This is a genomic window from Haladaptatus caseinilyticus, from assembly GCF_026248685.1.
In the GTDB taxonomy this organism is placed as follows: Archaea; Halobacteriota; Halobacteria; order Halobacteriales; family Haladaptataceae; genus Haladaptatus; species Haladaptatus caseinilyticus.
The window spans coordinates 2,327,780-2,354,364 of sequence record NZ_CP111036.1; the positions used below are offsets into that span (position 1 = coordinate 2,327,780).

The window sequence follows — 26,585 nt, forward strand, 5'->3', positions numbered from 1 at the left end:
GTTGCTTTTCCTCAAGCATTGAAACGCCACACGACGTGGCGGTTGCGTTGCTCACTGAAATCCTCGCGGGGCCGCGAGCGTCAGACCCCGGCGTCTTACAGCACGTCGGTCTGGCACTCGCGCGCGGCGTGGCCGCTCGCCCGCGAGTTGCCCAGTCTGAGCGCACCTACGCGCCCCGGTAATAAAAACTGCCGGGATTGTGTTCGTCGGGAGCGAATACCAGACAGAATTTGATTTGAGTTCTGAGTGATTGGCGTCGTGAAATGTGAGCCACGAGGACGATCCGTATTTTTTGAACGATTTTCGATTCCGCGGTGTCAGTCGTCCTTGGAGCAGTTCATGAAAAAGGGATCCGCATAGATTGGATAGTGCACGCACGATCGGGAATAGAAGCTATTCGAGAAAGAACCTCAGAAGCCCCACGATGAAAATAGTGACCCGGAAACGCGGGAGCCGTCACTTTCCACGTGGCAGGTTCGATATCCGACGGGGATCTACGACACCCTATCGAGTCAGGGTGCTCTTCTAACCCTCCGTTTTGTATGGCCAAACAACAGCAAAACCCGGTCAGTAACACGAACAGCCCCACAACGTAGGGCTTTTTGCCATATATCTCTGCCACAATCGCAATCCGCTGTTCATGCTTTCCGGTCACTGCGGTTCCCCCACGCTATCGACGTTCCTACCGATTCAAAATGTGGTCCCGCGATGCCGGACCAGCGGGTGTATTCCCGTTAGTCGTCGGCGCTGACGGGGGCGCTCTGAACCTCGATTTCACCCGAATCCAAGTCGGATTCGAGTTCGCGCGCTGCCTCGACCATGTTTTTCATCTTGCCGTAGGCCACGTCACGCGGGAGCAGTTTCAAGCCGCAGTCCGGACTCACCGTCAACTGCTCCGGCGGGACGATTTCCAGCCCTTTCCGGATGTTCGCCTTGATCTCCTCCACGGTCTCCACTTCGGCGGTGTGGGCGTCGGTCACGCCGAGCGCGAGGTTCGCGGTGAACTCCGGGTCGCGGAACACGTCCAACTGGTCGTAGTCGCCGTTGGCCAGTTCGAGGTCGAATTCGTCAACGGGGAAGTCGAGAATTTCGGGGTAGATACGCGAGTAGTCGCCGTAACAGACGTGCAGACCAAGGTAGACGTCCTCGGGGATTCCGTCGGCGATTCGTTCCAAACACTCGCCGACGATGGCGTGGTCGTCCGGCGTCGTCGCCAGCGCGGGTTCGTCGATTTGGATGTAGCGCGCGCCGGCATTGACCAACTTCTCGATTTCCTCGTTGACGAGGTCCGCGAGGTCGTACGCCAGTGACGCCTCGTCCTCGTAGGCTTCGTTGAAGCTCCAACTTGCCAGCGTGTACGGGCCGGTAATCGGTACCTTAACGGGGCGCTCTGCAACGTCGCTGGTGAACTCGTACTCGTCCACGAGCCACGATTCGTCGTACTCGACTTCGTTTACGACGCTCGGTTTGTCGAAACAGTTGTGTCCCCATACCTTCACCGGGCCGTTGAATTCGTAGCCGTCGATGCGGTGTGCGAAGAACTCGACCATCTCGTTACGCCGCATTTCGCCGTCGACCACGACGTCCAACCCTGCACGCTCGTGTTCGTCAGTGATGAGTCGGCATGCATCGTCTTTCGCCTCTCGCCACGCTTTCTCGTCGAAATCCGCGTCCGGGTCGTTGTACAAATCGCGCGCTCTATCCACCCACTTCGGTTTCGGATAGCTTCCGACGACGGTCGTCAGGATGAAGTGGTCGTTGTCGTGGTCGTCGGGTCGGAACTGGTTTCGTGCGTCCGAAATCTCGTCACTCATGCTTTCACCTCCTCCAACTGCGCGGCTTCAGCCAGTGCTATAAGTTTTTCCTCAAACTTGTTATACGGCAGGTAGAACGTCTCGGTGTTCGTCGTCAGATAGAGCGTGTCGAACTCGTTGACCGGCGTGTTCTCCTCGAACCAATCGACACGCTCTGCGACGGTCTCGGGCGACTCGACGAGCGTGTTCTGGCCGTTCACGAGTCCGAGCGAGACGGAGTCTTTCGTTCCATATTCGTTTACGTTGGATAGGCATCCGTCGTGGTCGCTGACGAGGTCGTATCCCACGGCATCGACGTCGGCGTCCAACAGATGTGCGTGGACTTTCTCGTCTAACGATCCGAAGTATGGCTGGACGACGACTTCGGCGTCGGTCGCGGCCGCTACTGCGTCGATGGCCTCGCTAGCCCGCACATCTTCGCCGTCTTCAGGTGGGTTTTCCACGAGCGATGGCTCGAGAAGGAACAGCGTCTCGATATCCGGGAACGCGTCGACTTCGCCAGCGAGGAAATCGGCGGTTGCCGCGAGGAACTCCTTATCATCGCCGTAAAACTCGTCGGTCGCCAAATCCGATAGCGAGTACGGACCGGGGAGGACGGCCTGCACGTTGTCGGCGAGTTCCGTCGTCGTTTCCAGTTCGGCGGCCACGTCACCGTCGAAGGTGAGTTCGTCCACGACAACGGGGTCACGATAGAAGTTGTTGTTGTCGTAGTAGCGCACGATGCCACGCGTTTCGACCGAATCGTGGACTGCAAGCGGGTGCGCCAGCATGTCATCCCAGCGCAGTTGCCCTTCCACGATTCGGTCGAGTCCTGCATTCCGCTGTACCGAAACGACTTCTTCGCGAGCTTTGTCGTACACTGCGGTTAGCTCCGGTCCTTCGTCGCCGGAAATGAGATCGTCTTTCTGATGGCCCTTCAGGTCGGAAAGGTCGTCTTTCGCCCAGTCCGGAAGCGGAAAGACACCCGGTGTAGTTGCAACGCGCTCAGTCATGTACCCGACCCTATGATATGCCGGTGTTTAATATTTTCCGTTCCAGAAAATGTCCAACAGTAATTAGCGGACGAGCTTCAGGATCGATAGCGTCTCGAACGGGAACGATTCGTCCCGAAGTGCGACGGTGCTGAACCCGTTCTCGCTTGCCCTTTCAACGACTTCCTCGACGCCCGACAGGCTACTCACCAGCAGATACACCCGACCGCCGGGCGCGAGTACACGTCCGACGGAATCGAGAAACGGGTCGATGACCGCTCGACCCGATTCACCGCCCGACAGCGCTCGCTCCATCCAATCGTCGCGTTCCTCGTCCGGATCGGTCGGAAGATACGGTGGATTGAACAACACAGCGTCGAAAACCCCGTCTCGAAACGGTGAGAGGAGGTTTCCTCGAACCGGTTCGATGCCGCGCTCGCGCGCTCGCTTGCACGCGTGAGGATTTACGTCCGAGCCGAGAACGCGAGCACCCGTCCCGTCGGCGACGAACTCTGCGACGTATCCTGACCCCGTTCCGACTTCCAGTACGAGGTCCCCTTCTCGCACGTCTTCCGCCGCGACTTCGGCGAGCAGATTGGAATCCTCCGCCGGTTGGTACACCTTCGTCTCCATATCACGTCGTTCCGCCAAATCAGTCATTTCTCATCACCGTCATCGCTCTCGCCACGTCCATCGATGGATTGGGACCCGATGTCCTCACCGCCATCGGCCGTCGGACCGAGTTCACGCTGTCGTGTTCGTGCGACCTGAAAGCCACCCGTTTCCTGCCTGCCGGCGAGTTCGCGCTGTGGGAACGGAATCTTGATTCCCTCCTGCTCGAATGCGTCCTTGACCGCACCCATGACCTTCGTCCGGGCGCGCCATTTCCGACGGGCACTGGGCTTGTCTATCCAAAATCGCAGGCCGAGGACGATGGCCGAGTCACCGAACTCCTTCGTCACGACTTCCGGGGACGGAACCGTCAGCGCATCGTCCACCTCACTCATCGCCGATTCTGCGAGTTCCGCCGCCCGTTCCACGTCCACGTCGTAATCGACGCCCACATCGATTTCCAGTCGGAGGCGACCCTTTCGACTCCGATTGGTAATCGTGCTTCCACCGACCACTTCGTTCGGAATCATCACGAACTCGCCGTCAAACGTCTGTATTCGTGTGTTGACGATGGAGATGTCGGTCACGATTCCTTCCCGTTCCTCGATTTCCACCCAGTCGCCGATTTCGAACGGGCGGGAAAACATCAGCATAAATCCGGCCAACAGCGACCCGAGCGTCTGGCGGGCCGCCATTCCGACCACGATGCCGAGGAACCCGGCACCGACCAGCAGGCCGGTGAGGTCGACTTTCCAAAATCCGAGGACAGCCGCAAATGCGACGACGTACACCGATACCTGCGCGACACGAATCATCACTTGCGTCTGATGTTTGGAGAACACATCTCGTTGACCGGTCATGCGCTCGATGGCTTGTTTGATAATTCCCGCGGCGATGTAAGCCACAGCGAGTGTTACGACCGTTAACGTGACTTTAACACCTGCCCATTCATCCATCAAGCTTCTTAACAATTTCTCCCAATCTGCAGTGAAGATGATCGTCGTATCGACCACTTTCCAGAGGAACAGCATCGTCACACCTGCGAGAACGAGAAATATAGCGAGGGAACCAACCACGATTACGTTTGCTAGCGCATCCGGCATCCTCTCCTGCAAGTGCGGACGAACGCGCCACGCGATGAGGAGACCCGCGAGTACGGAGAACACGACGAAGGCGGTAATGAGCACCCGTACATCAAGCCATGATAGCCGGCCTACCTGCCGGAAGAGTTCTTGCGCCATCAACCACCACCTCGACCGAACTCATCCGCAACCCCTGCCATCGCCGCGAACTGTGCGGGGGTGACGTTTCCGGCGCGCTTTCTGAGGATGTCGTCAGTCAACACGTCCGGTTCCGGCTCTTCGAGCGCGTCCACGACCGCGTCGGCGTCGTCCAGTCCCGAGATGTGCGCCGTGTTGCGGATCGCGTTTCGAATCGTCTTCCGACGCTGGGTGAAGACGGCCTTCACGAAGTCCAGGAAAAACGCCTCGTCGTCCACCTCGTAATCGGGATCCCGCGGCGTCGTGCGCACGATCGCGCTCGACACCTCCGGCGCGGGCGAAAACGCCTCGCGGGGAACGACCTCGACGACTTCCACGTCGGCGTAGTGCTGCGCCGTGACGGAGAGTCGCCCGTAGTCGTCGGTTCCGGACTCACCAGCCATGCGCTCCGCGAACTCCCGTTGGAACATGAGTATCGTCGGCTTTCCAAGCGGAAGCAGTCGGAACGTGATCTCGCTGGAGATTCCGTACGGAAGGTTGGCGACGCAGGCGGTGAAATCGGGAAGGTCTACACTTAGTGCGTCCCCCTCTACGACGGTCAACCGTCCCGTCCGGCAGTCCTCGGCGAACTCCCGTCGGAGGAAGTCAGCGAACTTCGGGTCCCGTTCGACCACCGTTACGCGGTCCGCAGTCGCCAGTAGTCGGTCGGTCAGAACACCCGGTCCGCCCCCTATTTCGAGGACGTGCGTGAGATCCATCTCCTCGGCGTACTCCGGAATTCGGTCAACGACTCGGTCGTCGATGAGGAAATGTTGGTCGCTGTTCGGGTCGGCCCGGACGCCTGCCCTTCGAATCAGACCGTCTGGGTCTCTCGTTCCGTGTTCCTCACGTGGCGAACGTCCCATCGTTATACTGGCTTACCGGAGCGAGTGGCGTAAACCCACCGAGTCAGGATGGGTCCGACCAGCGCACGTACTACATCAACGACGCTACCGACGGAACGAAGGGAGCCTCGGCTATGCCTCGATGCAATTCACCCCAGTACGATACGGGGAGTGTTCGCCACGGCCGCGACTACGCGGGGTGACCGAGTCACTCGCGTCGGGCGAACGTCCGATATTTCAGGTCGTCTTCGCGTATCTCCTCGAGTATCCGTTCGACCAGCACGCCTTCCGGGTCGTGCAGTCCTGCGACACGTTCCTCGAGGTCGTCGAAGCTCTCGAAGGGTTGACGCTTGCGCGCTTCGAGCACGTTGTTACGTAGTTTCTTCCCGATGCCCGGAAGCAGGTTCAGCTGGTGGAGTCGGAGGGTGATCGGCTGGGCATCGTTGTAGAAATCCACGAACCGCTTTTCGTTACGTTCGACGATATCGACTACGGCGTGTTCGAGTTCCGACTGGGCGGCGGAGGTAAGGTCGCCGTACCCGACTTCGTGGAGCTCATCGATGTTTTCGCGGGCTTCCGGCGGCTCGACTGGAATGCTGTCGCCGATACCGACGCTCGTTTCCTTTTCGAGTGTGAGTTCGAGGAGATGGAAGTCCGATTCGGTCAACGCATAGGCGACCGGTTCCTTCTGGTACTGGGGACGATCATCTTCCGCCCGTCCGTGGGGGAGAAAGTCGAGCACCACAGCCACTGCTTCGCGGCCACTCTCGGATTCACTCATTGCCCGACAGTACGGCGACGAGTAACTTAAAGAATCGGTGAAGTCACTCGTACTTCGCGACGACGTTCAGGATTTCGTCCAACTCGTCGCCCGAAAGCGCGAAGCGTTGCTGAGCGTAGATCGCACGCAGTTCGTCGCGGTCTTTCGGCAGGAGGTCCGTGATTTTGTACGCCGTTGGTTCGTCCACCTTTTCGAGTTCGAGCAGTTCACCGACCAGATCGCGGGACTCCTCTTCGTCGAGGGCCGCAAATCGATTTACGTGCTCGATGGCTCGGGAGAGGTTGTACGGCATCTCACGGCTTTCGTCCAGTGCGCGATCTCGCTCGATTTCCGCGAGCAGTTCCTTGGCTTCTGCCGTAGTGAGATAATCCTCGCTCAGCTTTTCCTTGAAAATCGTCATGCGTTACTCCTGTGCGCGGAGGTGTGCTGGCTTGGTGATGAGCGTCTTCTCTTTGTTGCCATCGACGATGAGGACCTTGTACGCTTGGCCCTGTTTGCCAGCGACTTCGCCCGTCCGGCCGTTGAATCGTGGGTGGAAACGTCCTTCGCGGACGCTCGGGTCGATTTTGAGGTGGACTTTCTGTCCTTCCTCGTACTGCTGGACGGCGCGCTGTGGTGGCGAGGTGCCACGTTCTCGGGGGTTGTTCGAGAGCTTTTCGCGGGTGCTGTGGTTAGGTCCGTGCGAACTCGGCATAGTCGTATGACGCTCTTGTTCGGTGACCGTTATAAAACGTCCGTTCCACGACGACGGAGAGGGGGTGAAATTCCTTCAGACGAGGGTCGTTCTTTGCGAGTGTATCACAGAGTCAACCAGGTTCGGAAGTGGGGGAATCGAGGGAGGTGTGTCGCATAGGAGATCGCGGAGCGGTACAGAAAAGAGATACCCCGACGCGGAAGGGGAAGAATAACCTGCCCCCGCTACGTCCCATCGCGCATGACCGATAGCGACGATTTCCAGTTCGAAACGCGGTCCATCCACGCAGGGCAGGAACCGGACGAGGAGACGGGTGCGCTGATGACGCCCATCTACGCCAATTCGACCTACGTGCAGGACGGCCCCGGCGACCACCGCGGCTACGAATACTCGCGCACGGGCAACCCGACGCGAACCGACCTCGAAGATAACCTCGCCAGTCTGGAAAGCGGCGAGTTCGGCCGCGCCTTCTCCAGCGGGATGGGCGCTATCAACACCGTTCTGAACCTGCTTTCCTCGGGGGACCACGTCATCGCCAGCGAGGACGTGTACGGCGGCACCCACCGCATCTTCACACAGGTGTACGAGGACTACGGCCTCGAATTCTCCTTCGTGGACATGACCGACACGGACGAAGTATCCGACGCAGTCCGGAACAACACGGAACTGTTGTGGGTCGAAACCCCGACGAACCCACTGCTTAACGTCGTGGACATCGCAGCGATGGCTGATATCGCGGAAGACGCCGACGCCCTCTGTGCAGTGGACAACACCTTCGCGACGCCGTACCTCCAGCGCCCGCTCGAGCTCGGCGCGGACATCGTCTCGCACTCGCTGACGAAGTACCTCGGCGGCCACTCCGACGTGGTCGGCGGTGCACTCGTCACGGACGACGAGGAACTGGACGAACAGTTCGGGTTCTATCAGAACAGCGTCGGCGCGACCCCCGGCCCGCACGACTGTTTTCTCGTCCTGCGCGGAACCAAAACGCTCGGCGTTCGAATGGACCGCCACTGCGACAACGCTCGCGACATTGCCCACTGGTTGGACGACCACGAGGCGGTCGAGACGGTGTACTTCCCCGGCCTCGAATCACACCCGAACCACGAACTCGCGGCGGAGCAGATGGACGACTTTGGCGGTATGGTCAGCTTCGAACTCGACGCCTCGCTCGAGGAGGCCGCAGAAGTCGTGGCCGAGACGGATATATTCACCCTCGCCGAAAGCCTCGGCGGTGTCGAATCGCTCATCGAGCAACCCGCGACGATGACTCACGCCGCGATTCCGGCGGAAGAGCGACAGGCCGCGGGGCTATCGGACGGCCTGATTCGCGCCAGCGTCGGTATCGAGCACGTTGATGACTTGAAAGCAGACCTTCAACAGGCGTTCGACGCCGTGCTGAACTGAGCGAACGGGCGGAGTCCGTCCGGACTATTTCTGCGGAGAAATCCTGACGAACGAAGGATAGAGGGGTCACTCATCGATTGAAATTCCGAAACCGAAAAATAACCGGAATTAAATCCGGCCGACGTTCTGCACGTCGACGCTCTCGACGCCTTCGACGGACGAGAACGATTCCTCGACCGCTTCCGTGCCACCGGCATCGTCGGGGACGATGACGGTCGGCAGGAGCGCGACGAGGCCGAACGCGACGTCGTCACGCTCGAAGCCGTTGATTTTCGCACCCTCGGGGAGCGAGTCTTCGAGTTTCTCCTGGAGATCGTCGAGATCGATCTCGGGGCTTTGCGGCATTACCTTGACTTTGGCGGCTACTTTTCCCATGGTTTACGGTCCGAGGAACCCACAGTCGGGGCACTCGTAGAGGTTGCTCTGTTTTCGGCACTTCGCACAGCGGTAGATGGTCTGCCCGCAGTCGGGGCACTTGAACGACGCGGCGTTCGTGCCGGAGATGTTAATCCCGCACGAGACGCATTTTCGCGCCTGCTTTTGCGTCTGACTCATACCCCCACGTTCCGCCGCGCGGCTTTTAACGCTTCCCTTCTCGTTCCGAACCCGGTCGTCCGGACCACACCGTTCGAACGGCGCGTTAGAACGCGCCCGTCTCGACGGTGGTGTCGGCGTGGAGGCTGTCTTTGACTGCGTCGTGAACCTTACAGAGTTCGAACGCGCGGTCGATGACGTTCTGGGCCGTTTCGTCGTCGGTCTCGGCTTCCCATTTGATGTCGAACGAGACGGAGTCGAGTTTGTCGTCGTCGTTCAGACCGCCGTTTACCGTGATTTCGATCTTCCCGAGGTCGCCAGCACCGCGCTGTTCGCCGCCGACGCGGAGGGCGGGAACGTAGCAGGACCCGTAGGCCGCGAGCAGTGTTTCGAGCGTGTCGGGTGCGTCCTCACCCGTCGCGTCGATGGTGAGCGAAAAGTCGCGAACATCGTTCTCTGCGCTGTAGCCTGCTTCCGACGTGGTAGTGACTTCTGGCATTGCAGTTTACAAATCTGGCGCGACACTCCTAAGGTTTGTTCTTCCGGCCTCGTTTGACGGAGTGACGGTATCGCTTTGAGCGATGATTCGTCCCTGTCCTCGGAGTGAATCCGTTCGGTTTGTCGAGGGTGGTTGCTGACTCGAAGAAACCATCCCTCGAACGGATATCGGACACGACACCGAAAAAGAATCCCGGCGAGGCTGACCCCTCAGTACGAGATTTCTTCGGAGAGGTCGAACGTCTCGTCGCCCTCCAAGATTCGAACGTCGGTGTCGCTACCGGCCGCATCGACTTCCTTCGCGAAGTCCTCAGGGTCCTGCTCGATTGGCGGGAACGTATCGTAGTGCATCGGGAACGCGAAGTCGGCGTCCAACCAGTCCACGGCGATGGCCGCCTGTGCCGGTCCCATCGTGAAATGATCGCCGATCGGAACCGCGACGGCATCGGGTTCGAGATACGGGGCGATGACCTCGCGCATTTCGACCATCAACGAGGTGTCGCCCGCGTGGTAGAACGTCTCGCTCTCCTCGTCGCTGACCTGTGTCGGTTTCGTATCGGAGATGACGAACCCGCCGGGCATTCCGGCACTGGTACCGTATCCCGTGTCGATGCCGTTCGTGTGGTCCGCACGAACCATCGTAACGAAGGCGTTACCGCATTCGACGGTTCCACCGAGGTTCATTCCCATCCCGCCAACGGCGTTGTACTCGCCGAACTCGTCGTTACAGTAGCCGACGAGTTCGGGTGTCGCAACCAACGTCGTTCCTTCGTAGCGGTCCACATCACCGATGTGGTCCGCGTGCCCGTGCGTGAGAAGGAGGTAATCCGGGTCGATTTCTTCCGGGTCGGAGTCGGTTTTCGGGTTGTCGAAGAACGGGTCGATGAGGAAGTCAGTGTCGCCGACCGTTACGTGCCACGTCGAGTGTCCGTGCCAAGTGAGTTCCATGGTGCGGGTTTAGGTAGTGCGTAAGTCGTCTTAAAGGATGTTGGCGATATGTGAGGCGTTACCGGAGTCCGAACGATTTAGACGCCCGAATACGACAACCGGATATGAAGCGAGTCCGATTCCGCGACCCAGCAGGCTCAGTCAGAACCGGCGAATGGGCGGACGATGAAGTCCGATTCGGCGGCGAAACCTACGATTTCGACGAAGTCGAACTCCTCGCACCGACCGACCCGACCAAAATCGTCTGTGTCGGCCTGAACTACGCCGATCACGCGGCGGAGCGAAACAAGGACGTTCCCGACCGCCCGCTCCTCTTTCTCAAACCGCCGAACGCAGTCGCCTCGCACGGCGACACCGTTACACTTCCCGCTGGAAAGGAACGCATCGACCACGAGGCCGAACTCGGCATCGTCATCGGCGAGCAGTGCCGAAACGTCGCCGAGGAAGATGCGATGGACGTGGTTGCCGGGTTCACATGCGCGGACGACATCTCGAACCGCGACGACCAGGACCGCGAGCAGAACTGGGTCCGCGGGAAGGCCTTCGACAACTCCTGCCCCCTCGGGCCGGTCATGGCGACGCCCGACGAAGTTCCCGACGACGCCGCAGTTCGACTCCGCGTGAACGGCGAACTCCGACAGGAATCCTCCCGCGATCAGTTCATCTTCTCCGTGCCGGAGCTCATCGCGGAAATCACGACCTACCTCACGCTCGAAGTCGGTGATGTAATCATTACTGGAACCCCTGCGGGAGTCGCACCGCTCGAAGACGGTGACGATGTCGAGGTCGAAATCGAGGGAATTGGAACGCTTTCACACGACGTTCGGATTCCGTGAGGAAGGGCACCCCCTTCCAGCGCTGTCGCTGCCGGTAAAACGGAAACGGGAGGAGGTCCAAAACGGTTCGCCGAGGATTACAGCGAGTCCCACGCCTTGAACGCGCGGTTCCACGAGGTTACGTCCGCGATCCACCGTGCGGCAATCACTTTCTTTAGAACCTCCGCCGGAACCGAACTGAAGGTGCTAATCGGGAAGTCCATCCCTCCCGCCTTGACACCGTGTGCGACGGCGTCGTCGCCGATGGAGATGACGGTTCCTTTGTCGTCGAACGTCCACGTTTTGAGCGGTTGTCCACGGATTTCGCGGGCGATGTTCTCGCCGACGACTTCGGCGGCCTGCCACGCGGCCTGTGCGGTCGGTGGTGCAGGGTTCTCGCCCTGGTCGATGATTGCACAGTCGCCGATGGCGAACACGCGTTCGTCGCTGGTCTGGAAGTCGGCTTCCGTGGTGACGCGGTTGTGCTGGTTGTCGAGGTTGCAGTCGCTCATTGCCTTTCGGCCGGTGACACCGCCGGTCCAGACGAACACGTCGTATTCGAGTGGGTCGCCCTCGTCGAACTGAATCTCCTCGTTCGTGGCTTCCGTAATCGGATCGTCCGTGAGGATGTTGATGTCCTTTTCCAGGAGGTGTTTTTTGACCGTTCCCTGCAGTTCGGGGTCCTGTCCGGGCATGATTTCGTCCATCGCCTCGACGAGGTAGATGTCGATGGGTGCACGGTGTTTGTCGCGGTACTCCGCGATTTCACCCGCACTCTGGATGCCCGACAGTCCGGCACCGCCGATAACGATCCTTGCGGGGTCGTTACGCGAGGCGGTTTTCGCGGCCTCCTTGACTTGGTCGTGGATTTCGAGCGCGTCGTCGAGTCCCTTCAGCGTGAGCGCGTTCTCCGCCATCCCGGGGATGCCGTAGAAGGCGGTCTCGCTTCCGAGAGCGACGAGGAGGTAGTCGTAGTCGATGTCGTTTCCGTCTTCGAGTTCGACGGTCCGGTCGTCGGTGTCGATGCCCGCAACGGTGTCCTGGACGAACCGGGTGCTCGGTGATTTGATCTCGTGAATCGGGAGCGTGATCTTGTCCTTCACCCGTGGGTCGCGAATCACCCTGTGGGATTCGTGCAGCACGAGGTGGTAATCTGTGTCCGACACCCACGTAATGTCGGCGTCATCGAGTTCTGCTTCGAGTTGCTGTATCGCTCCGGCACCAGCGTAGCCAGCACCGAGAACGACAACCTTCGCAGTCATACCAGAATCTCAGGAGTCATGCGATACAAAGGTGTTGAAACCCGCAGCAGGATGCATGACAATCACTCCCTCGGTAGTCCCAAATCTGTCGGCTGCAAGGTTTAAAGGTTGTCGCCCCAAATACCCGGCTACTATGGATAAGCAGGACTTGCGGAAACAAGCGCACGACCTCGACGTGACCGTCTGGGTCGGTAAGAGTGGCCTCGGTGCCGTCACCGACGAACTGGCGGACCAACTGAAAAACGAGGACCTCGTGAAGGTGAAGTTCCTCCGGGCGGCCCGCGGCGAGTCCTCGACTGACGAACTCGCCGACGAACTCGCCGATGAGGTGAACGCCGAACTCATCGAAACACGCGGCAATACGGCGGTATATCACTGATGGTCGAACCCCTACCGGGATTAGGAAACATCTTTGGTAAGCAAGCGGGTCTCGTAACGCAGGCGATTTACTTCGTCGTCTCGTTCGTCGTGCTTTACTTGCTTGGACGAATTATCGTCATACCACTCGTCAAGCGAGTACTCGACAGTCGTGGGTACGACGAGAGTGTAAAGAAACCTCTGGGTAAAATCGCCAATTTCATCATCCTGTTTACGGCGGTTGCCCTCGCGTTTGGATTCGCCAAACTCGGTAATTTCCTCACCGCACTTGCAACCGTCGCCGCCGCAGCGACACTCGCGATCGGTTTCGCGTTGCAGGACATCATCGCCAACTTCGTCGCAGGCGTGTTCATTTTCACCGACAAGCCGTTCAAAATCGGCGACTGGATCGAGTGGGACGGCGGAAGTTACTCCGGCGTCGTCGAGGACATCGACCTTCGCGTAACCCGCGTTCGAACCTTCGACAACGAACTCCTAACCGTGCCAAACTCCGTCTTAACCGACGGCGTCATCAAGAATCCCGTCGCGAAGGACAAACTCCGCATTCAGTTCCTCTTCGGTATCGGCTACGACGACGACATCCACCAGGCGACGGACATCATCGTCGAGGAAGCCGAAAACCACCCGGAGATTCTGGACACACCCGAACCGTCCGTTCGGCTTACCGAACTCGGCGACTCCGCCGTGGGTCTCAAATCGCGATTCTGGATTGCGGACCCGAAACGCGGTGACTTCGTGAAGACACGCGGCGAGTACGTCACCGCCGTTAAGGAACGATTCGACGAGGAAGGTATCGACATGCCGTACCCCCACCGACAACTCACGGGTGGTGTCGAGGTCGCCAACGCCGCCGAGTTGGAAGCACTGAGCAGCGACTGAAAGTAGTCGCGTCAGCTTATTATTTCAATTTCTCTGAAAGAGTCTTGAAGTCGTTCGGGCCGCCATTTCCGTCTATGGATGAAAGTAGGCGTGCATTCCTCTCTACCGTCGGCATCGCCTCCGTCGGTGGAACGGTCGCGCTTGCGGGGTGTGCTGGAAACAGCCTGCAGGACGCGAAGGGAGGGACGACGACGGCGACACAGGTCGGAACGACGACAAAACCTACGAGCGAAGGACGAGCGAAACGGACCGTCACGAGATCGAAGCTACGCGCCGGAACGGAACAGGAAACGACGGTATACGAGATTCAGTCGGGAAAACCCGGATCGACCGCGTACGTGATCGGGGGCATGCACGGTAACGAGGAGAGCGGTTACTGGGCTGCTCGTGACATTCGGACATGGAAGATCGACGCCGGAACGCTCGTCGTCCTCCCGGAGGCGAACGGTCCCGCAATCGAGGAACATCGTCGTGAATGCCCCGGAGAGATGGATCTCAATCGACAGTTTCCGATCGGCGAACCGCCGAAGAACGCGCTCGCGAACGAGATGTGGAATTCGATCATGAGCCACGACCCCGATGTACTCATCGACCTCCACAGTTCGAAAGGAATTCTCCGACGAGGGGGCGACGACGGCGTCGGACAGAACGTCTTTCGGTCGAGACACGACGCCGTCACTCGGAGTATACATACCGCGATCGAACTGCTGAACGACGAGTACGTTACTGGTTACAACCCGATTTACGATTTCGTCCAAACGCCGATCGACGAGACGAAATACGCGACCGGGGCGATACTCATCAACAAGACGCGAATCGACCTCGATATTCCATCGTGCCTGTTCGAAGTCACACAGGACGACGTCAAGCCGGAAAAGCGAGCACGGTGGTCGAAAGCCTTCGTCGCCAGCATGCTCGACACGTGGGGTATCCGCCCGTTGCAAACCGAATAACGAGCGTTATCGCTCGACGAGAAGAATACGATATGAATGTGGACGGCCGAAGTTGCCCGGCGTTCCGGACCGGGGAATCCCGGTTGCCTCCTCCACCCCGCGATCCTACGAGCGACAGATGTCCGATGGTCCGCTGCTCACTTCCGTGCCTGACGGATTGCCACCGATTAACTGCGACGAGACACCCCTGCGAGTGTTCGACGCAGACCGCTGGCCCCGCAGGACGAGGCTTCTGCGTTGGCTCCCGGGGCCCGGCCCGGTCTGACCGGACTCGTCCGGTGTTCGGTTCCCGCTCAAGACCACAGCGCGGGCAAGGGGCAGGGCCTAACTGCCCAACCTAGTCCATTTCCAACTAACCGACACCACCTTAAGGGCCTTTCGGGTTTCGTCCCCGTCGTCCGAATCCCGTCTCGGAGTTCCCGAACGGGCCATTGGGTGCCGAATTCATGCAACCGTAGCAATAGCAACGACGTTGGAGACGACGACGAGCAGTCCAACGACGAGGTAGACGAGACTTCCGAGCCTGAAGGTCCGTCGTGAGCGATGTGTCCAGCCCGAAAGAACGACGAGCAACACGACGGTGATCGCCTTGATGAGAACCAGACCGAACAACCCCATCTCCCTGAGTAAGTGTGCGACGAAGGGATTTCCTTCTTTGAGGCCGAGTTCGAGTCCCACGCCGGTCGTCACCACGTCTCCGAGCATCACGCCGAGAACGGCGACTAACAGTGGCAGGGAAACGTGTGACCACAGTTGGGAATCGTCGAATTGCACAACCCATCTCCACCGCCACGTCACTTTGTTATAGGGTGGCTGATTGGGAGTAACAACTCGATGTATAGCGAAAAGGGACGACTACAGCACGCTTCGTGCGTACCAACCGGCGCTTGCGGGGACACCGAGCGTAACGAATGCGAGCGCCCAGCGATGACCGGAGAGCGAATCCATCCGAGCAGCTTCCACGATCGTGGCCGATGGCGTCACGACCGCCCACCATAGGGTAATGACAGCCATAAATATACCAAGGACGAGAGTGACGCCAGCGACACTCGCGCGGTCGCTCCTGTCCTGGAGCCCCGATCCGAACGCAATGAGTGCTACGAGCGCGAAGAACGTGTCGAGCAGATGAACAGGAACGGGAATCGTTTCGTAGTAGACGCTTACCGCCGTGGCCGGTGCGAAAAAGTACGGGAGTGAAAGAAGCAAAAGTACTGCCAGACACGACACGATTCCGACTTTCGGCGCGAGTCGTTCACTCATGCCCGAAGCCACTCACCGGGATGAGTTAAACGCCGCGTTTGAGTCGGAAAAATCACATCACTTCGGAACAAACGGGTGGGTATGGGACTCGGAAGTACGGCCAAGAAGATTCAGAAAGTCGCTGACATGGCGGAAAAACTGTACGTAAAATTAAACGAACTCCGTGAGCAAATGGTCGCCATCCGCGATTCGTTAGAGGCGACGGACGAGCGCGTTCAGCAACTCGAAGTAGAGAACGCAGAACAGAGAGCACTCATCGAGGCGTTGGCCAGTGAACAAGGAATCGACGTCGAATCAGTACTGGCCGATGTAGAGCCCCCGGAACCCGTCGATGAGGAGGGAGAGGCGGACGAATCCGCAGAAGCAACCACATAACAACGACTAACAGCCCGGCCTTCGTTTTTACGCGCATGACGACACATCGGGAACCGCTCGATTCGGTGTTGGACACCATCGGGCAAACGCCGCTCGTCCGCGTTCAAGATGCACCCGACGAGGTGCCAGTGTACGCGAAGTTGGAGTCGTTCAACCCCGGCGCGAGCGTCAAAGACCGCATCGGGAAATACATGCTCGAGCAGATGCTCGAATCCGGCGAACTCGCCCCCGGTGGAACGGTTATCGAACCGACCGCCGGAAACACCGGAATCGGCTTCGCACTCGCGGCCGGACAGCTCGGTGTGAATGCCGTCTTCGTCGTTCCCGAACGGTTCAGTGTCGAGAAACAGCAACTCATGCGTGCACTCGGTGCCGAAGTCATCAATACGCCGACTGAAGACGGAATGGGTGGCGCAATCGACCGTGCCCACCAACTCGCTGAGGAGACGGAAAACGCGGTGGTGCCACAGCAGTTCGGGAATCCGCTGAACGTCGAAGCCCACTACGAAACGACCGGGCCGGAAATCTACGAGGCGTTGGACGGACAGGTCGGCGCAGTCGTCGCCGGGTGTGGTACCGCGGGAACCCTGATGGGGATGGCAAAATACGCACGTGACCAGAATCCGGATACGTACGTCGCCGCCGTCGAACCCGAAGGGTCGCTTTATTCACGGACGGTTGGTGCTGACGTGGACGAAGCGGAGTACAAAATCGAGGGTATCGGAACCCACAACCCGGCGACGAACGAACTGTTCGACCCCGACCTCGTGGACGAAATCGTGCAGGTTCCCGACCGAACCGCCCACGACGAACTGAAACGACTCGCACACGAAGAAGGCCATTTAGTCGCCTCCAGCGCGGGTGCCGCAAGTATCGCGGCCCGAAAGATAGCGGAGAAAATTCAGACAGGGGAAGTCGATGCTCCCTTTGATTCCGTCGTCACAGTCTTCCCAGACTCCAGCGAGCGGTACCTCTCGAAGGGGATCTATCGCTCCTTCGCGGAGTGGGACGGATAGGTCGGCAGATTTTTTGTTTCGATCGTGCGGAACTACCCCATCAACCGCTGATGCTCGACTTTCATACAGTGGTCGTGAACGACTCGTTTTCCGGCGTCTTCGGCACGTTTCGCTGCATCTTCGTCTCGAATCCCTAACTGCGTCCACACGACAGCTACGTCGTCGCGCTCGATGGCGTTATCCACGATTTCGTCGACTTCCTCGCTCGGACGGAATATGTCCACGATGTCGATGTCCTCTTCCACGTCGGAGAGCGAGTCGTACGTTTTTCGCCCGAAGATCTCGTCCGCGAACGGATTGATCGGGATGACCTCGTAGCCGTGTTCACGGAGATATTTCGGAATCTCGTGCGCATCCTTGCCTGGCGTCGAGGAGCATCCGACGACTGCGACGGTGTCGTGTTCGAGAATCTCACGAAGTTCGTCGTCGTTTTCCACTGGCATAGAAGAACTGACGCGATGGGCGCGCAAAAGGATTCGGCTGGCTGTGGTGTCGTGTGTCGGCCGACACCGTCGTGCTCTACAACGGTTGCCAACCAGCCGTGGAACCGACGCCCTTTATCCGAATCTCGGATTCGTTTCCATCGGCTTCCCTGACTTCGATCTCACCGTCGAACAGCTGTCGGAGCGTGCTCATCGTCTGGTCGTCGTGCGCCGTCGAATCGATGATGAACAGCCCGAATGCTTCCGCACTCTGGATACGACCGGTAAAAACGTGGAGGAATCGAAAAACGGTCTGTACGTTCGAGTACATAAGAAGCGTGGAAAGCGAATCGAACGCGATTCGATTCGTTCGAACGCCAGCGTCGTAAAACTCCTGAAGGAGCTCGGAGAGTTTGATACCGATGCCAGTCATATCGACCGGCGAGGACGCAAACTCGATACCGTCGATGCCACGAGGGTTCATTCCCTGTTGTTTCGACACGCAATCGACGACGCCGATGGGTGTCCTCGACCTATCGATACGAGATTTGTACTCCGTGAGCATCTGTTTACCGCCATCCTTCGTCGCCACGATAATTGCGCCCTCGCCACCGGTCCCTCCGTGTGCGAGGATATCGAGCGCCAGATTTCGCTTACCGGTCATCGACGGACCCGAAATAAGCAGGTTTGTCCCCGGACCGACTTCGATATCCGAGACCATATCACCTAAGTTGTACATACTGGCACCACACTGTCGAGTAGCGGATAAAAAGCGACACAAATACTGTGCCGATTTTCTCCCCCTGTTTCATCTGAGATTAATATCTTGGATTTTACTTATATTCTTTTTGATTGCTGATTAACCCGTTTGACCGGTCACAGCAACACGGCGATTCGACCCACGACGAAGGCGATCGCGGCGAAAAACATACCATATTTCAAGTGGTTTTGCCCAGCCGTCGGGTCGTCGAAGCTCTCGTAGACGGCATAGAGCATGACGAAGTCTGCAGGTACGAGAACGACGAGATATGGTAATCCGAACGTTCCCCAGATATACGGCAGCGGGCTCGCCGCCACTGCAATGACGAGAAGGACCGCACCGATCGCCAGTGCGGGATCCGCACCGATCGCCAGTGGGAGCGTGTTTAGTCCCTCTTCTCGGTCACCCGCCATGTCCTCTACGTCCTTGATGATTTCGCGCGTGAACGTCGAAAGAGCCGCCAGCAGGAAGAGAATAAACGCGGCACGAATCCCGGTGTTCACTCCCTGCGGCAGAACAGCCCCTCGAGCACCGACTGCCACGGCCACGCTCCCAAACAGGAACGTGCTTCCGCCGAGATACGCGACGACGGCGTTCCCGACGCCAGGGAGCCCCTTGAACAGTTTCGTGTAGGCGACGAGCGCGATGAGATTGACCGCGGCGATAGCGATTGCGAGCACGGGGAGCACGAGGGCGGCGACCACTGCCCCACCGAACAGTGCGCCGCTGAACAGCAGTGCTCCTCTCGGAGAGACCGCGCCACGCGGAATCGGTCGTTCCGGCGCGTTGATACGGTCTATATCCCGGTCGAAGTAGTCATTGATCGCGTTCCCTGCACCGGTCGCAAACCACGTCGCAGCCACTGCAGCGACGACTCGTATCGGCTTTGGGTCGGTAAAGACACCACCCGCGACGAACGCTCCGATGAACGTGAGCATTCCTGCCGCGAACGCGTTGCCCGGACGCGTGAGTTCGAACAATCCCTTCGCGCGTCCGTCAATAGCCATACGGCGACGTACTCGGTCCACCCGGTATAAATGGACTGGATATCGATTTCCCCGAGTCGAAACCACGACGTTTAAAAGGTGCCACGCAATAGAATGAGGTACAGGGCGCTTAGCTCAGTCTGGACAGAGTGCTTGGCTTCGGACCAAGCTGCCACGGGTTCAAATCCTGTAGCGCCCATGTTTTTGCGACGAACGAAGTAGGGGAGTGAATCGATGACGGCTTCCGGCCGCGACCCGCTTCGGTCGGGAGTATTGGTTGACGAACGCGTATGTACTGCCGCCGAAGTTACCGGCGTCGTCCCGTCACGAGCGGCGCTAATCGTTGCATGGAATCGTGAACTCTCGGGGTTTTCCGAAGAGCGGTACCGACCCGATGTCACGGGGAAGTCGTGCCTGTGCCTGATAGACATAGGTGGTTCCCGGCCTGAGACGCCATTCCTCGTTTTGGTCGCTCACGCCCTCGTTCCCGTACTCGAACGTCAGTGAGAACGCCGGACCGCGTTGGTCGCCGGACTGCAACCGATTCGGCGGCGCATCCGGATGCCACAGTTTGATTTCCTCACCATAACTTCCCGACATCGTCCCTTTCTTTTTGTACGTAAATCCGACCCAGACGTGCTCATGTCCACCAAACCCAGTCATGTTGCCGAAGAGGGTGACTCGCCGATTCCCTGCCTCGGCGCCCTTCGTAATGACTCGTGGTGTTTGGTCGGTATCGGTCGTCGCTCCGACGGCTTGCTCCCCAAGCACACCGAGTCCGGTGACACCGATGGCGGCGGAACGAAGCACTGTCCTGCGTGTCGGTCGGGAAGGCGGATTGGAATTCGACATGCTACCTCGGAACATGCACACGGGTATCTTTGTTATGCGGTTCCTTCTAATCAATTGGACGATATTTTGTGGGACCTACAGAAAATTAGGATAATTTTCAAATATAGGGTATTTATCACGCATTTACCTCGATACAGTACACCTCCAATACGTCATCGTCCAGCCATCCGACGACTCACGGGTTACCACCTGATAACCATGTTAGCGAACGATTATGCCATCAGTTACCATTCGCCATACCATGGTGTGTCCGTATCTCGAATACTCGGACGGAACCGATGGGACGGCGTTCGATGAACCACGAGCCTTCTGTACCGTCATCGACGAATTCGTCCAACCGATGCGCGCCGACATCTGTAACGACCGGTATGAACTGAACCACGAGCGCGACTGCGAAATATATCGCGAACACGTCGATGGAGACGGCAAATGAGCTATGAAGCATACCTCAGTGGCGACCCCCTCATCGTCACGGCGGCGGTAACTGGCGGCGTCCACGGCAAAGAAGCCAACCCGAACATTCCGGAGACAGCCGAAGAAATCGGGCATGCCGCTGCTGCTGTCGAGGAAGCGGGTGCCGCGGTCGTTCATCTGCATGCCCGGAAACCGAACGGCGAGCGTACCTTCTCTACCGAGCGGTTTCAGGAGATAGACGACGCCGTCAGGGAACACACGGAGAACATCATCATTCAGCATTCGACTGGCGGGACGGGGGCACCGGACGAAGACCGACATCTCCCCCTGCGAACCGACCCGCCGCCGGAGATGGCCTCGCTCGATATGGGGCCGCTGAATCGATACGACCATCTCACGAGCGAGAATACGCGGGGACTGGTCGACAGCCTCCACGACGAGATGGAAGAACGCGGTATCAAACCGGAACTGGAGGTGTTCAACGACGGCCACCGAAACGAGGTGTTCGGGCTTCTGGAGCGTCGTGACCTCGCCGACCCGGTGTACGCCACGCTCATTTTCGGGCCGGGGACGCTCACGCCCCCGACACCGAGGAATTTTCTCACCGCAATCGAGGGTTTGCCCGACGGAGCGCTGTTCAACACACTCGGATTCGGCAAGCACCAACTCCCGTTTTCCTCGATGGGAATCGTCTTCGGTGGCCACGTGCGGGTCGGATTGGAGGACAACGTCTACTACCGACGAGGTGAACTCGCGGAGAGCAACGCGCAACTCGTTCGCCGGGTCGTACGACTCGCTGGCGAACTCGAGCGCGAAGTCGCATCGCCTGCGCAGGCACGAGAAATCCTCGAACTGTAATTTCGACCGGTTTCGAAATCACGGGATTCAAACCACTTGCTCCCGATTTATACGTCGAATGCTGCCGCTGTTTCACGATTTCAGTGACGAAACCGTGCTCGTCTTCGGCGGGGGACACGTCGGGCTACGGAAAGCGCGATTTTTCGCCCAAGAAGCGAACGTCATCGTCGTCAGCGCGGAGTTTTCGGATGAACTCCACGCGGCATCACAAATCAGGGCACACGTCACTCCGGACTCCCTTTCGAACTGGCTCGACCGAACCGACCCCGCACTCGTCGTCGCCGCGACCAACGACGGCGCACTCAACGAAGCAATCGAACGGAGCGCACGGGAGCGAAGCATCCTCGTCAATCGTGCTGATCAACACGGTGGCCGTGAAATCGGTAGTGTCGTCGTCCCCGCGACGGTTCGGAATGGTGATGTCGTTACGGCGATCGGAACCGGCGGGCGAAGTCCCGCGCTAAGCAAACAGCTGCGCCAGCAAATCGAGCCGCTGCTTTGCGGTGCGGACTCGATGGCCGAGTTGACCGCTGTTCTCCGCGAAGAGTTGAAGGAACGGGGAATCCCAACGGGGAAACGCCGACGGGCGATTCACGCGGTCCTCGAATCGGAATCGGTGTGGAACGCTATCGAAGACGAGCGAATTGGGAACGGTGATTCCGGCGGAACTGACGCACGCGCGGAAGCAGAGAGAGCCGTCAGCAAAGTGCTCAATCGAGACTGAGCGTCCCGTCGCCGTATGGGTTCGGTGCGATCTCCTTCCCGGTTTTTCGGTCGATGACGTGAATGACGCCAGCATCCTTTTTCGCGGGACAGATATCCGCGGCACGGACGTTTTCGTCGAGTTCGTCCGCACCGAGGAAGTACGTCTTCGGGGAACCGAGTCCGGTCGAAAAATCCATCTCCCAGTTGTCCGCGACCTCGGCACATTTCCCCGCGCCGAAACAGCGACCGCCCTCGAAGACGATTTTGTACGGCTTTTCCTCGACCGGCGGCGTGTTCGTCACGAGGTAAACCTCCGCAATTTGGTGAGCGTTTCGAGGGCATTCCCATCGGCAATCGTCGCGTTGGCTTTCTCCAATCCGGCGTCGAGCGACGCCGCGCCGCCGCCAGCGTAGATGCGGAACGCCGCGTTGAGCGCGACCGCATCGACGAACTCGTCGTCGCACTCGCCCGATAGCACCGATTCCGTGATTCGAGCGGAATCGGCGGCGACGGCCTCGACTTCGAGGTGGTCGCGTTCGAACGACATACTGTAGTTCGCGGTCTCGATTTCGTAATCCGTCAACTCACCCGAATCGTCGTTCCACTCGGCGACTTTCGTGTACCCCGGTCGGATGTCGTCGTAGCCTTCCAAGCCCTGAAACAGGATGGCGCGTTCGACCGACGAAGTTCGACTCTCCCGAAGCGTGTCGATAATTCGTTTCGCGAAGGAAAGGTGGTAGAAACTACCGAGATGAACCGCCGCGTCGGCGGGATTCGCCAACGTTTCGACCGTATTGATGAACGTTCGGACGCCGACTGCCGAACGACGACCGTGGAGTGCATCTACGTGGGGGTTGAATCGGGACTGGTCGTAGAAACCGAAGCCGACCGAATCGGTCATCGCTGCACTTTCTGCAGGCTCGAGGTCGGTTTCGACGCCGAGTTCCGAAAGGACGTGGCGATACGCACAGCCCTCGGTCATCGGAACGCGGTCGGCGCTGTGAACGACCACGGGTGTTCCCGAGGCCGCGGAAACCAGTCCCGAGGCCACGCCGAGCAGCGCGGTTTCGCTCTTTCCGTCGTAGTTCGCGCCGCAGTCTACTGGCTCTACATCGGGAGAAGCGACTTTCACGGAGGTATCCCGCATGGCATCGAGAAATCCTGCCAACTCTTCCGGTGTGTTACGCTTCCAGCGGTTTGCAACCCAAAACCCACCGAGTGCAGTCGGGTCGGCGTCCCCCGAGAGGATTCGTTCGAAGGCCGAAGAGGCCTGCTCGTAGCTCATGTCCTCTGCTGATTTCGGCCCGGACCCTACCTGCGACATCAGCTCTCGTAGCTCCATCATTCGACACCTCTATCGGAGACGGCGGTTTCGGGTGCCGGGGCGAACCCGACCGACGGCGCACCCTGGAGATACTCGATGACGTTATCCCGGACGGACACCACGTCACCGACGACGGTGACGGCGGGCGGTTCGATGCCGACTTCGTCCCGCCGCTCGACGATGGTTTCGAGCGTCCCAGTGACGGTGAACTCGTCGTCGCGGGTTGCCCGTTCGACCATCGCGACTGGGGTATCGTCGGACACGCCGCCCGCACGAAGCGCAGCCATGTTTTCGGGCAGTTTGCCGACACCCATCAGAATGACGAGCGTTCCCCCCGCCTGGACGGTCGCGGAGAGTGCATCCCAGTCGAGCGCGCTCTCCGGTTTCGTCGGATCTTCGTGACCAGTGACGACCGTTACACACGAAGCGTGGTCGCGATGGGTGACTGGAATACCTGCGACTCCCGGCCCCGCAACCGCACTGGAGATGCCGGGAACGATTTCGAAGTCGATACCGGCGGCAGCGAGGTGCTCCGCCTCCTCGCCGCCGCGGCCGAACACCGTCGGGTCGCCGCCTTTCAGACGAACGACGTCCTTCCCTTCGCGTGCTTTTCGAACCAGCAGGTGGTGAATCTCCTCCTGCGTAGTGCGTTCGCCGTTCGGCCCGGGCCGCTTCCCGACCGAGATGATTTCCGCGGCGTCCGAACAGGAATCCACGATTCGGTCGTCAGCCAACCTGTCGTGGAGGACCGCGTCCGCCGAGTCGAGTAACTTGCGTGCCTTTACCGTCAGCAGTTCCGGGTCACCCGGTCCTGCACCGACCAAATAGACTGTTCCTGTATGCATCGAATCACCGCACCTCTTCGAATTGCTTCGCATGCCGGTACCGCACTCGGTAGCGGTTTCCGGAATCGCTCAGTTCGCCATCGCGGACCGACGAGTCAACCACGATGGCATCGACGAACGCCTGTTTCCCGTCGGTCCCGCGCTCCGTCGCTCGTTCGAATCTCGATCCGTCGTCGGCGTCCTCTCGCTCGACTGCTAGAAACTCCCGCGCCGCGGCCACGAACAGCGAGCATGGCTCTCGGCAAGGAAATTCGCCGTCGCCGCGGGGAACGGCAATATCTTCGGCATCGGTCGCATCCCATTCACGGCGTTTGCAACACACCGAGTCGGCACAACAAGCGACGACCGCGTTTTCCAGCGCGTCTCCGTCGAGGGCACCGATTTCGGCGTAGATTCCCGTCTGGCGGTCGGCCGTCTCCTCGAAATGGGTGACGTCGAGGTTTCCGGACCGCTCCTCGTTCCAGTTGGCAACCGTCGCAGGGTACACCCACTCCACGACTCGGTAGAGGTCGTCCGGGTCGTTCGTTTCGAACGACCATCCGGTTGGCAGAGTTGGGGCGGTCCGCAACGGTCGATAGGTGCCATCGTCGGTCGATCGTGACAGGTCGCGTATCGCGCTCGGGTCGTCGGGCGTGTGGAGGGCCGAAGCATCTTCGTCACGATCCTCGATGTGGCGAACGGTATATTCCCGTTCGAAACCCTCGGTTAGTCGGACGGAAAGGGCGAGTTCACCCCACGTCCGGGAGAATCCGGTTTCAGTTTGGAGCGCATCGTAGCGTTCCGAAACGGGGCGACGTGCGCCTTCCAACCACCGCAAAAACTCCCGGCGGTGAGTGCCGTGCCCCCCGACCTCGTGCTCCCAGTGATACCAGTTCGAGACGTATCGAGGATGGTCTCGAGCAGCAGTTCGGAACGCCGATTCGGTCAACCCCTTGTGTCGCGTGGACCGGGTTTCGAAGGTGAACCGCTCGTCGTGCTCGACCGAGAGACCGTCGAAATCGATGCCATCACTCGCCGACCGGACGAGTTCATCGATGCGGGTGCAGTGTGCGACTGCCGATCGGTTCGGTTGGGAAGCGGTCCCAGTCGCGGGGTCCGACTTCACTCGCTCCCCATCGGAGTCCATCACGCGTTCGAGAACCACGTCCGCAACCAGCGGTTCCGTTCCGACCGCACCCGCGTACCAGACGGTTTTGGCATCGACTTCGGCAGGAACGTCGTAACCGGCGTTCGCGTCGTCGGTCAAACCGATGTCTTCGGGGATGTCCTCCTGCGTGTGGTAGCCGTCGGCGATGAACAGCGGAACCACGACGAGTTCGTCGCTCTCGAAGTGGTCGGTGAGGTCTTCGATTCGCGGGTCTTGATCCATGAACAGCGCTCGAACCTCGTCGAATCGTTCCCGGTTTCGGAGCTGTTCTGCATGTGTTCGTGTCGCCCTCGCGCTGTTCTCGTTACGCTCGGTACCATGACCGACGACTGCGAGTCCGACGCCCGAACCGACGTCCGGATTTCCGGTCACGCGCTCGGCACGGCGGGCGATAACGTCCGTCATCGCCTCGTGCGTGCCGACTGGGTCGGTGTACTGTACCGATTTGTCCACGTCGAGGTCCCATCCGTCCGCAATTCGAAGTTCGCGCGGGATCACCTCGTCGGTGAAATATCCCTCGCTGGTGAACAGCGGAACGACGTACACGTCGTCCTGCTCGACGGTTCGGAGTACGTCGCGGGGCGATGGGGATTCCTTCCAAAACGCCTCGTACACCGCATCGAAGACGTCGCGTGAGCGGATTTCGTCCGCGTGGTCGTAGAGCGGTCGGGCTGACTGGGGGTCGAGATGCGACCCGTGCCCGACCAGGACGAGTGCAACATCGCTCATTCTTCGACCGTTTCCTCGTCTTCGTCCCTCCCTCGGCGCTCCGAGAGGTGTTCCCAGATTTCCGTACAGCCGCTTCCGTCGGGCACGTCTTCCAAGTGGTCGTCTTCCCGTCCCTTATTCACGTCTCGTCACCCCTCGTCGATTCGACGGAACGTTCGTCGTGGAGATATCGTCGTTCGGCGTTGTCGGTTCCTGTCATCACCCCTCGATTTACGGTACGGCTCCTAAACGGTGCGTCTTGG

At 59.3% G+C, this 26,585-nt stretch carries 36 protein-coding genes, 1 tRNA gene, 1 other RNA gene and 1 pseudogene; 13 read left to right on the forward strand and 26 right to left on the reverse strand.

Translation table 11 applies throughout. From position 1 onward, the window contains the following. Window positions 1-35: 35 nt before the first annotated feature. Complete coding sequence (locus tag OOF89_RS12520; protein ID WP_266076637.1) at window positions 36-182, forward strand: hypothetical protein; 147 nt, start codon at window positions 36-38, stop codon at window positions 180-182. A gap of 552 nt (window positions 183-734) precedes the next feature. Here OOF89_RS12520 and OOF89_RS12525 read toward each other — a convergent pair. The 5 genes from OOF89_RS12525 to OOF89_RS12545 all read right to left on the reverse strand — a co-directional run bounded on the left by OOF89_RS12525 (window position 735) and on the right by OOF89_RS12545 (window position 5,522). After that, complete coding sequence (locus OOF89_RS12525; RefSeq protein ID WP_407661568.1) at window positions 735-1,814, reverse strand: methionine synthase; 1,080 nt, start codon at window positions 1,812-1,814, stop codon at window positions 735-737. After that, window positions 1,811-2,806 carry a 5-methyltetrahydropteroyltriglutamate--homocysteine methyltransferase gene (locus OOF89_RS12530; protein ID WP_266076640.1) on the reverse strand — a complete coding sequence of 332 codons (996 nt, stop codon included), beginning with the start codon at window positions 2,804-2,806 and terminating at the stop codon, window positions 1,811-1,813. Before OOF89_RS12530 ends, OOF89_RS12525 begins: the two co-directional genes overlap by 4 nt. A 63-nt stretch (window positions 2,807-2,869) precedes the next feature. Then, entirely contained in the window at window positions 2,870-3,445 is a 576-nt protein-coding gene (locus OOF89_RS12535; RefSeq protein ID WP_266076643.1) for a HemK2/MTQ2 family protein methyltransferase, read from the reverse strand. Then, window positions 3,442-4,638, reverse strand: coding sequence for a mechanosensitive ion channel family protein (locus OOF89_RS12540; RefSeq protein WP_266076646.1), 1,197 nt, complete (start codon window positions 4,636-4,638; stop codon window positions 3,442-3,444). Before OOF89_RS12540 ends, OOF89_RS12535 begins: the two co-directional genes overlap by 4 nt. Further along, on the reverse strand, window positions 4,638-5,522 hold the full coding sequence (locus OOF89_RS12545) for a 16S ribosomal RNA methyltransferase A (protein WP_266076648.1): 885 nt from the start codon (window positions 5,520-5,522) through the stop codon (window positions 4,638-4,640). The genes OOF89_RS12540 and OOF89_RS12545 overlap by 1 nt, the downstream gene beginning before the upstream one ends. Here OOF89_RS12545 and OOF89_RS12550 point away from each other — a divergent pair. After that, window positions 5,507-5,704: a hypothetical protein gene (locus OOF89_RS12550; RefSeq protein ID WP_266076651.1), complete on the forward strand. Its 198-nt coding sequence runs from the start codon at window positions 5,507-5,509 to the stop codon at window positions 5,702-5,704. The genes OOF89_RS12545 and OOF89_RS12550 overlap by 16 nt on opposite strands. Window positions 5,705-5,709: 5 nt before the next feature. Here OOF89_RS12550 and OOF89_RS12555 read toward each other — a convergent pair whose 3' ends face one another. Genes OOF89_RS12555 through OOF89_RS12565 form a run of 3 tightly spaced genes read right to left on the reverse strand, consistent with a single transcriptional unit; the run spans window position 5,710 to window position 6,976 of the window. Then, window positions 5,710-6,282 (reverse strand): DUF655 domain-containing protein, encoded by a 573-nt coding sequence (locus tag OOF89_RS12555; RefSeq protein WP_266076653.1) that lies wholly within the window; start codon window positions 6,280-6,282, stop codon window positions 5,710-5,712. A 43-nt stretch (window positions 6,283-6,325) separates the two neighbouring features. Continuing rightward, the gene (locus OOF89_RS12560; protein WP_266076655.1) at window positions 6,326-6,682 is read right to left on the reverse strand and encodes an RNA polymerase Rpb4 family protein; all 357 of its coding nucleotides are present in this window, start codon (window positions 6,680-6,682) and stop codon (window positions 6,326-6,328) included. Window positions 6,683-6,685: 3 nt separating this feature from the next. Next, on the reverse strand, window positions 6,686-6,976 hold the full coding sequence (locus tag OOF89_RS12565; RefSeq protein WP_266076659.1) for a 50S ribosomal protein L21e: 291 nt from the start codon (window positions 6,974-6,976) through the stop codon (window positions 6,686-6,688). A 240-nt stretch (window positions 6,977-7,216) separates the two neighbouring features. Here OOF89_RS12565 and OOF89_RS12570 point away from each other — a divergent pair, with 240 nt between their 5' ends. Then, window positions 7,217-8,383, forward strand: coding sequence for a cystathionine gamma-synthase (locus OOF89_RS12570; RefSeq protein WP_266076661.1), 1,167 nt, complete (start codon window positions 7,217-7,219; stop codon window positions 8,381-8,383). Window positions 8,384-8,491: 108 nt separating this feature from the next. Here OOF89_RS12570 and OOF89_RS12575 read toward each other — a convergent pair whose 3' ends face one another. From OOF89_RS12575 to OOF89_RS12590, 4 genes are all read right to left on the reverse strand, one after another. Further along, entirely contained in the window at window positions 8,492-8,758 is a 267-nt protein-coding gene (locus OOF89_RS12575) for an elongation factor 1-beta (RefSeq protein ID WP_266076663.1), read from the reverse strand. Window positions 8,759-8,761: 3 nt separating this feature from the next. Next, window positions 8,762-8,938, reverse strand: a complete 177-nt coding sequence (locus OOF89_RS12580; protein ID WP_007978781.1) for an HVO_2753 family zinc finger protein — start codon at window positions 8,936-8,938, stop codon at window positions 8,762-8,764. 85 nt (window positions 8,939-9,023) lie between these two features. Then, entirely contained in the window at window positions 9,024-9,416 is a 393-nt protein-coding gene (locus OOF89_RS12585; RefSeq protein WP_266076665.1) for an OsmC family protein, read from the reverse strand. Between the two features lie 209 nt (window positions 9,417-9,625). Beyond that, a complete protein-coding gene (locus OOF89_RS12590; RefSeq protein WP_266076667.1) occupies window positions 9,626-10,363 on the reverse strand; it encodes a metal-dependent hydrolase in 738 nt (245 codons plus the stop codon). A 104-nt stretch (window positions 10,364-10,467) separates the two neighbouring features. On the opposite strand from OOF89_RS12590, the gene OOF89_RS12595 reads away from it, so the two are divergent. Beyond that, the gene (locus OOF89_RS12595) at window positions 10,468-11,199 is read left to right on the forward strand and encodes a fumarylacetoacetate hydrolase family protein (RefSeq protein WP_266076668.1); all 732 of its coding nucleotides are present in this window, start codon (window positions 10,468-10,470) and stop codon (window positions 11,197-11,199) included. A 77-nt stretch (window positions 11,200-11,276) separates the two neighbouring features. On the opposite strand, the gene OOF89_RS12600 is transcribed toward OOF89_RS12595, so the two are convergent. Continuing rightward, entirely contained in the window at window positions 11,277-12,440 is a 1,164-nt protein-coding gene (locus OOF89_RS12600) for an NAD(P)/FAD-dependent oxidoreductase (RefSeq protein ID WP_266076670.1), read from the reverse strand. 133 nt (window positions 12,441-12,573) lie between these two features. Here OOF89_RS12600 and OOF89_RS12605 point away from each other — a divergent pair, with 133 nt between their 5' ends. From OOF89_RS12605 to OOF89_RS12615, 3 genes are all read left to right on the forward strand, one after another. Beyond that, entirely contained in the window at window positions 12,574-12,819 is a 246-nt protein-coding gene (locus OOF89_RS12605) for a YhbY family RNA-binding protein (RefSeq protein ID WP_266076672.1), read from the forward strand. After that, window positions 12,819-13,697, forward strand: a complete 879-nt coding sequence (locus OOF89_RS12610) for a mechanosensitive ion channel family protein (protein ID WP_266076675.1) — start codon at window positions 12,819-12,821, stop codon at window positions 13,695-13,697. Before OOF89_RS12605 ends, OOF89_RS12610 begins: the two co-directional genes overlap by 1 nt. A gap of 74 nt (window positions 13,698-13,771) precedes the next feature. Then, window positions 13,772-14,650, forward strand: a complete 879-nt coding sequence (locus OOF89_RS12615) for a succinylglutamate desuccinylase/aspartoacylase family protein (protein ID WP_266076678.1) — start codon at window positions 13,772-13,774, stop codon at window positions 14,648-14,650. A 36-nt stretch (window positions 14,651-14,686) separates the two neighbouring features. Here the strand turns inward: OOF89_RS12615 and ffs are convergent. The 3 genes from ffs to OOF89_RS12630 all read right to left on the reverse strand — a co-directional run bounded on the left by ffs (window position 14,687) and on the right by OOF89_RS12630 (window position 15,910). Further along, window positions 14,687-14,998, reverse strand: an RNA gene (gene ffs / locus OOF89_RS12620) — signal recognition particle sRNA. 96 nt (window positions 14,999-15,094) lie between these two features. Next, window positions 15,095-15,424 (reverse strand): DUF5658 family protein, encoded by a 330-nt coding sequence (locus tag OOF89_RS12625; RefSeq protein WP_266076681.1) that lies wholly within the window; start codon window positions 15,422-15,424, stop codon window positions 15,095-15,097. An 81-nt stretch (window positions 15,425-15,505) separates the two neighbouring features. After that, a complete protein-coding gene (locus OOF89_RS12630) occupies window positions 15,506-15,910 on the reverse strand; it encodes a DUF7548 family protein (protein ID WP_266076684.1) in 405 nt (134 codons plus the stop codon). Between the two features lie 81 nt (window positions 15,911-15,991). On the opposite strand from OOF89_RS12630, the gene OOF89_RS12635 reads away from it, so the two are divergent. Next, window positions 15,992-16,285: a DUF5798 family protein gene (locus OOF89_RS12635; RefSeq protein ID WP_266076687.1), complete on the forward strand. Its 294-nt coding sequence runs from the start codon at window positions 15,992-15,994 to the stop codon at window positions 16,283-16,285. Window positions 16,286-16,320: 35 nt separating this feature from the next. Next, a complete protein-coding gene (locus OOF89_RS12640) occupies window positions 16,321-17,301 on the forward strand; it encodes a PLP-dependent cysteine synthase family protein (RefSeq protein WP_266076689.1) in 981 nt (326 codons plus the stop codon). Between the two features lie 32 nt (window positions 17,302-17,333). On the opposite strand, the gene OOF89_RS12645 is transcribed toward OOF89_RS12640, so the two are convergent. From OOF89_RS12645 to OOF89_RS12655, 3 genes are all read right to left on the reverse strand, one after another. Beyond that, window positions 17,334-17,744 carry a CoA-binding protein gene (locus tag OOF89_RS12645; protein WP_266076692.1) on the reverse strand — a complete coding sequence of 137 codons (411 nt, stop codon included), beginning with the start codon at window positions 17,742-17,744 and terminating at the stop codon, window positions 17,334-17,336. Between the two features lie 76 nt (window positions 17,745-17,820). Beyond that, window positions 17,821-18,462 (reverse strand): RAD55 family ATPase, encoded by a 642-nt coding sequence (locus OOF89_RS12650; RefSeq protein ID WP_266076694.1) that lies wholly within the window; start codon window positions 18,460-18,462, stop codon window positions 17,821-17,823. Window positions 18,463-18,599: 137 nt separating this feature from the next. Next, complete coding sequence (locus tag OOF89_RS12655; RefSeq protein WP_266076696.1) at window positions 18,600-19,490, reverse strand: geranylgeranylglycerol-phosphate geranylgeranyltransferase; 891 nt, start codon at window positions 19,488-19,490, stop codon at window positions 18,600-18,602. Window positions 19,491-19,593: 103 nt separating this feature from the next. Here OOF89_RS12655 and OOF89_RS12660 point away from each other — a divergent pair. Continuing rightward, a tRNA-Arg gene (locus OOF89_RS12660) sits at window positions 19,594-19,668 on the forward strand. A 137-nt stretch (window positions 19,669-19,805) separates the two neighbouring features. Here OOF89_RS12660 and OOF89_RS12665 read toward each other — a convergent pair. Next, window positions 19,806-20,321, reverse strand: a complete 516-nt coding sequence (locus OOF89_RS12665; RefSeq protein WP_266076699.1) for a hypothetical protein — start codon at window positions 20,319-20,321, stop codon at window positions 19,806-19,808. Window positions 20,322-20,562: 241 nt separating this feature from the next. Between OOF89_RS12665 and OOF89_RS12670 the strand changes: the two genes are divergently transcribed. From OOF89_RS12670 to OOF89_RS12680, 3 genes are read left to right on the forward strand one after another with little or no spacing between them, the layout of a single operon-like run. Then, window positions 20,563-20,754 (forward strand): hypothetical protein, encoded by a 192-nt coding sequence (locus OOF89_RS12670; protein ID WP_266076701.1) that lies wholly within the window; start codon window positions 20,563-20,565, stop codon window positions 20,752-20,754. Further along, complete coding sequence (locus tag OOF89_RS12675; RefSeq protein ID WP_266076704.1) at window positions 20,751-21,593, forward strand: BKACE family enzyme; 843 nt, start codon at window positions 20,751-20,753, stop codon at window positions 21,591-21,593. Before OOF89_RS12670 ends, OOF89_RS12675 begins: the two co-directional genes overlap by 4 nt. A gap of 58 nt (window positions 21,594-21,651) precedes the next feature. Continuing rightward, window positions 21,652-22,317, forward strand: a complete 666-nt coding sequence (locus OOF89_RS12680; protein WP_266076707.1) for a precorrin-2 dehydrogenase/sirohydrochlorin ferrochelatase family protein — start codon at window positions 21,652-21,654, stop codon at window positions 22,315-22,317. Here OOF89_RS12680 and OOF89_RS12685 read toward each other — a convergent pair. From OOF89_RS12685 to OOF89_RS12710, 6 genes and pseudogenes are all read right to left on the reverse strand, one after another. After that, complete coding sequence (locus OOF89_RS12685; protein WP_266076708.1) at window positions 22,304-22,600, reverse strand: ferredoxin; 297 nt, start codon at window positions 22,598-22,600, stop codon at window positions 22,304-22,306. The two genes, OOF89_RS12680 and OOF89_RS12685, sit on opposite strands and share 14 nt — an antisense overlap. Beyond that, the gene (locus tag OOF89_RS12690) at window positions 22,597-23,643 is read right to left on the reverse strand and encodes an anthranilate phosphoribosyltransferase (protein WP_266076710.1); all 1,047 of its coding nucleotides are present in this window, start codon (window positions 23,641-23,643) and stop codon (window positions 22,597-22,599) included. Before OOF89_RS12690 ends, OOF89_RS12685 begins: the two co-directional genes overlap by 4 nt. Further along, entirely contained in the window at window positions 23,640-24,500 is an 861-nt protein-coding gene (cobA, locus tag OOF89_RS12695) for a uroporphyrinogen-III C-methyltransferase (RefSeq protein WP_407661569.1), read from the reverse strand. Before cobA ends, OOF89_RS12690 begins: the two co-directional genes overlap by 4 nt. Next, window positions 24,472-25,593 carry a DR2241 family protein gene (locus OOF89_RS12700; protein ID WP_266079789.1) on the reverse strand — a complete coding sequence of 374 codons (1,122 nt, stop codon included), beginning with the start codon at window positions 25,591-25,593 and terminating at the stop codon, window positions 24,472-24,474. Before OOF89_RS12700 ends, cobA begins: the two co-directional genes overlap by 29 nt. Then, a pseudogene (locus tag OOF89_RS12705) lies at window positions 25,576-26,343 on the reverse strand (CbiX/SirB N-terminal domain-containing protein); the annotation flags it as partial. The pseudogene OOF89_RS12705 and the gene OOF89_RS12700, both read right to left, overlap by 18 nt. Next, window positions 26,340-26,465, reverse strand: a complete 126-nt coding sequence (locus OOF89_RS12710; RefSeq protein ID WP_266076714.1) for a hypothetical protein — start codon at window positions 26,463-26,465, stop codon at window positions 26,340-26,342. The gene OOF89_RS12710 and the pseudogene OOF89_RS12705, both read right to left, overlap by 4 nt. Window positions 26,466-26,585: the final 120 nt, after the last annotated feature.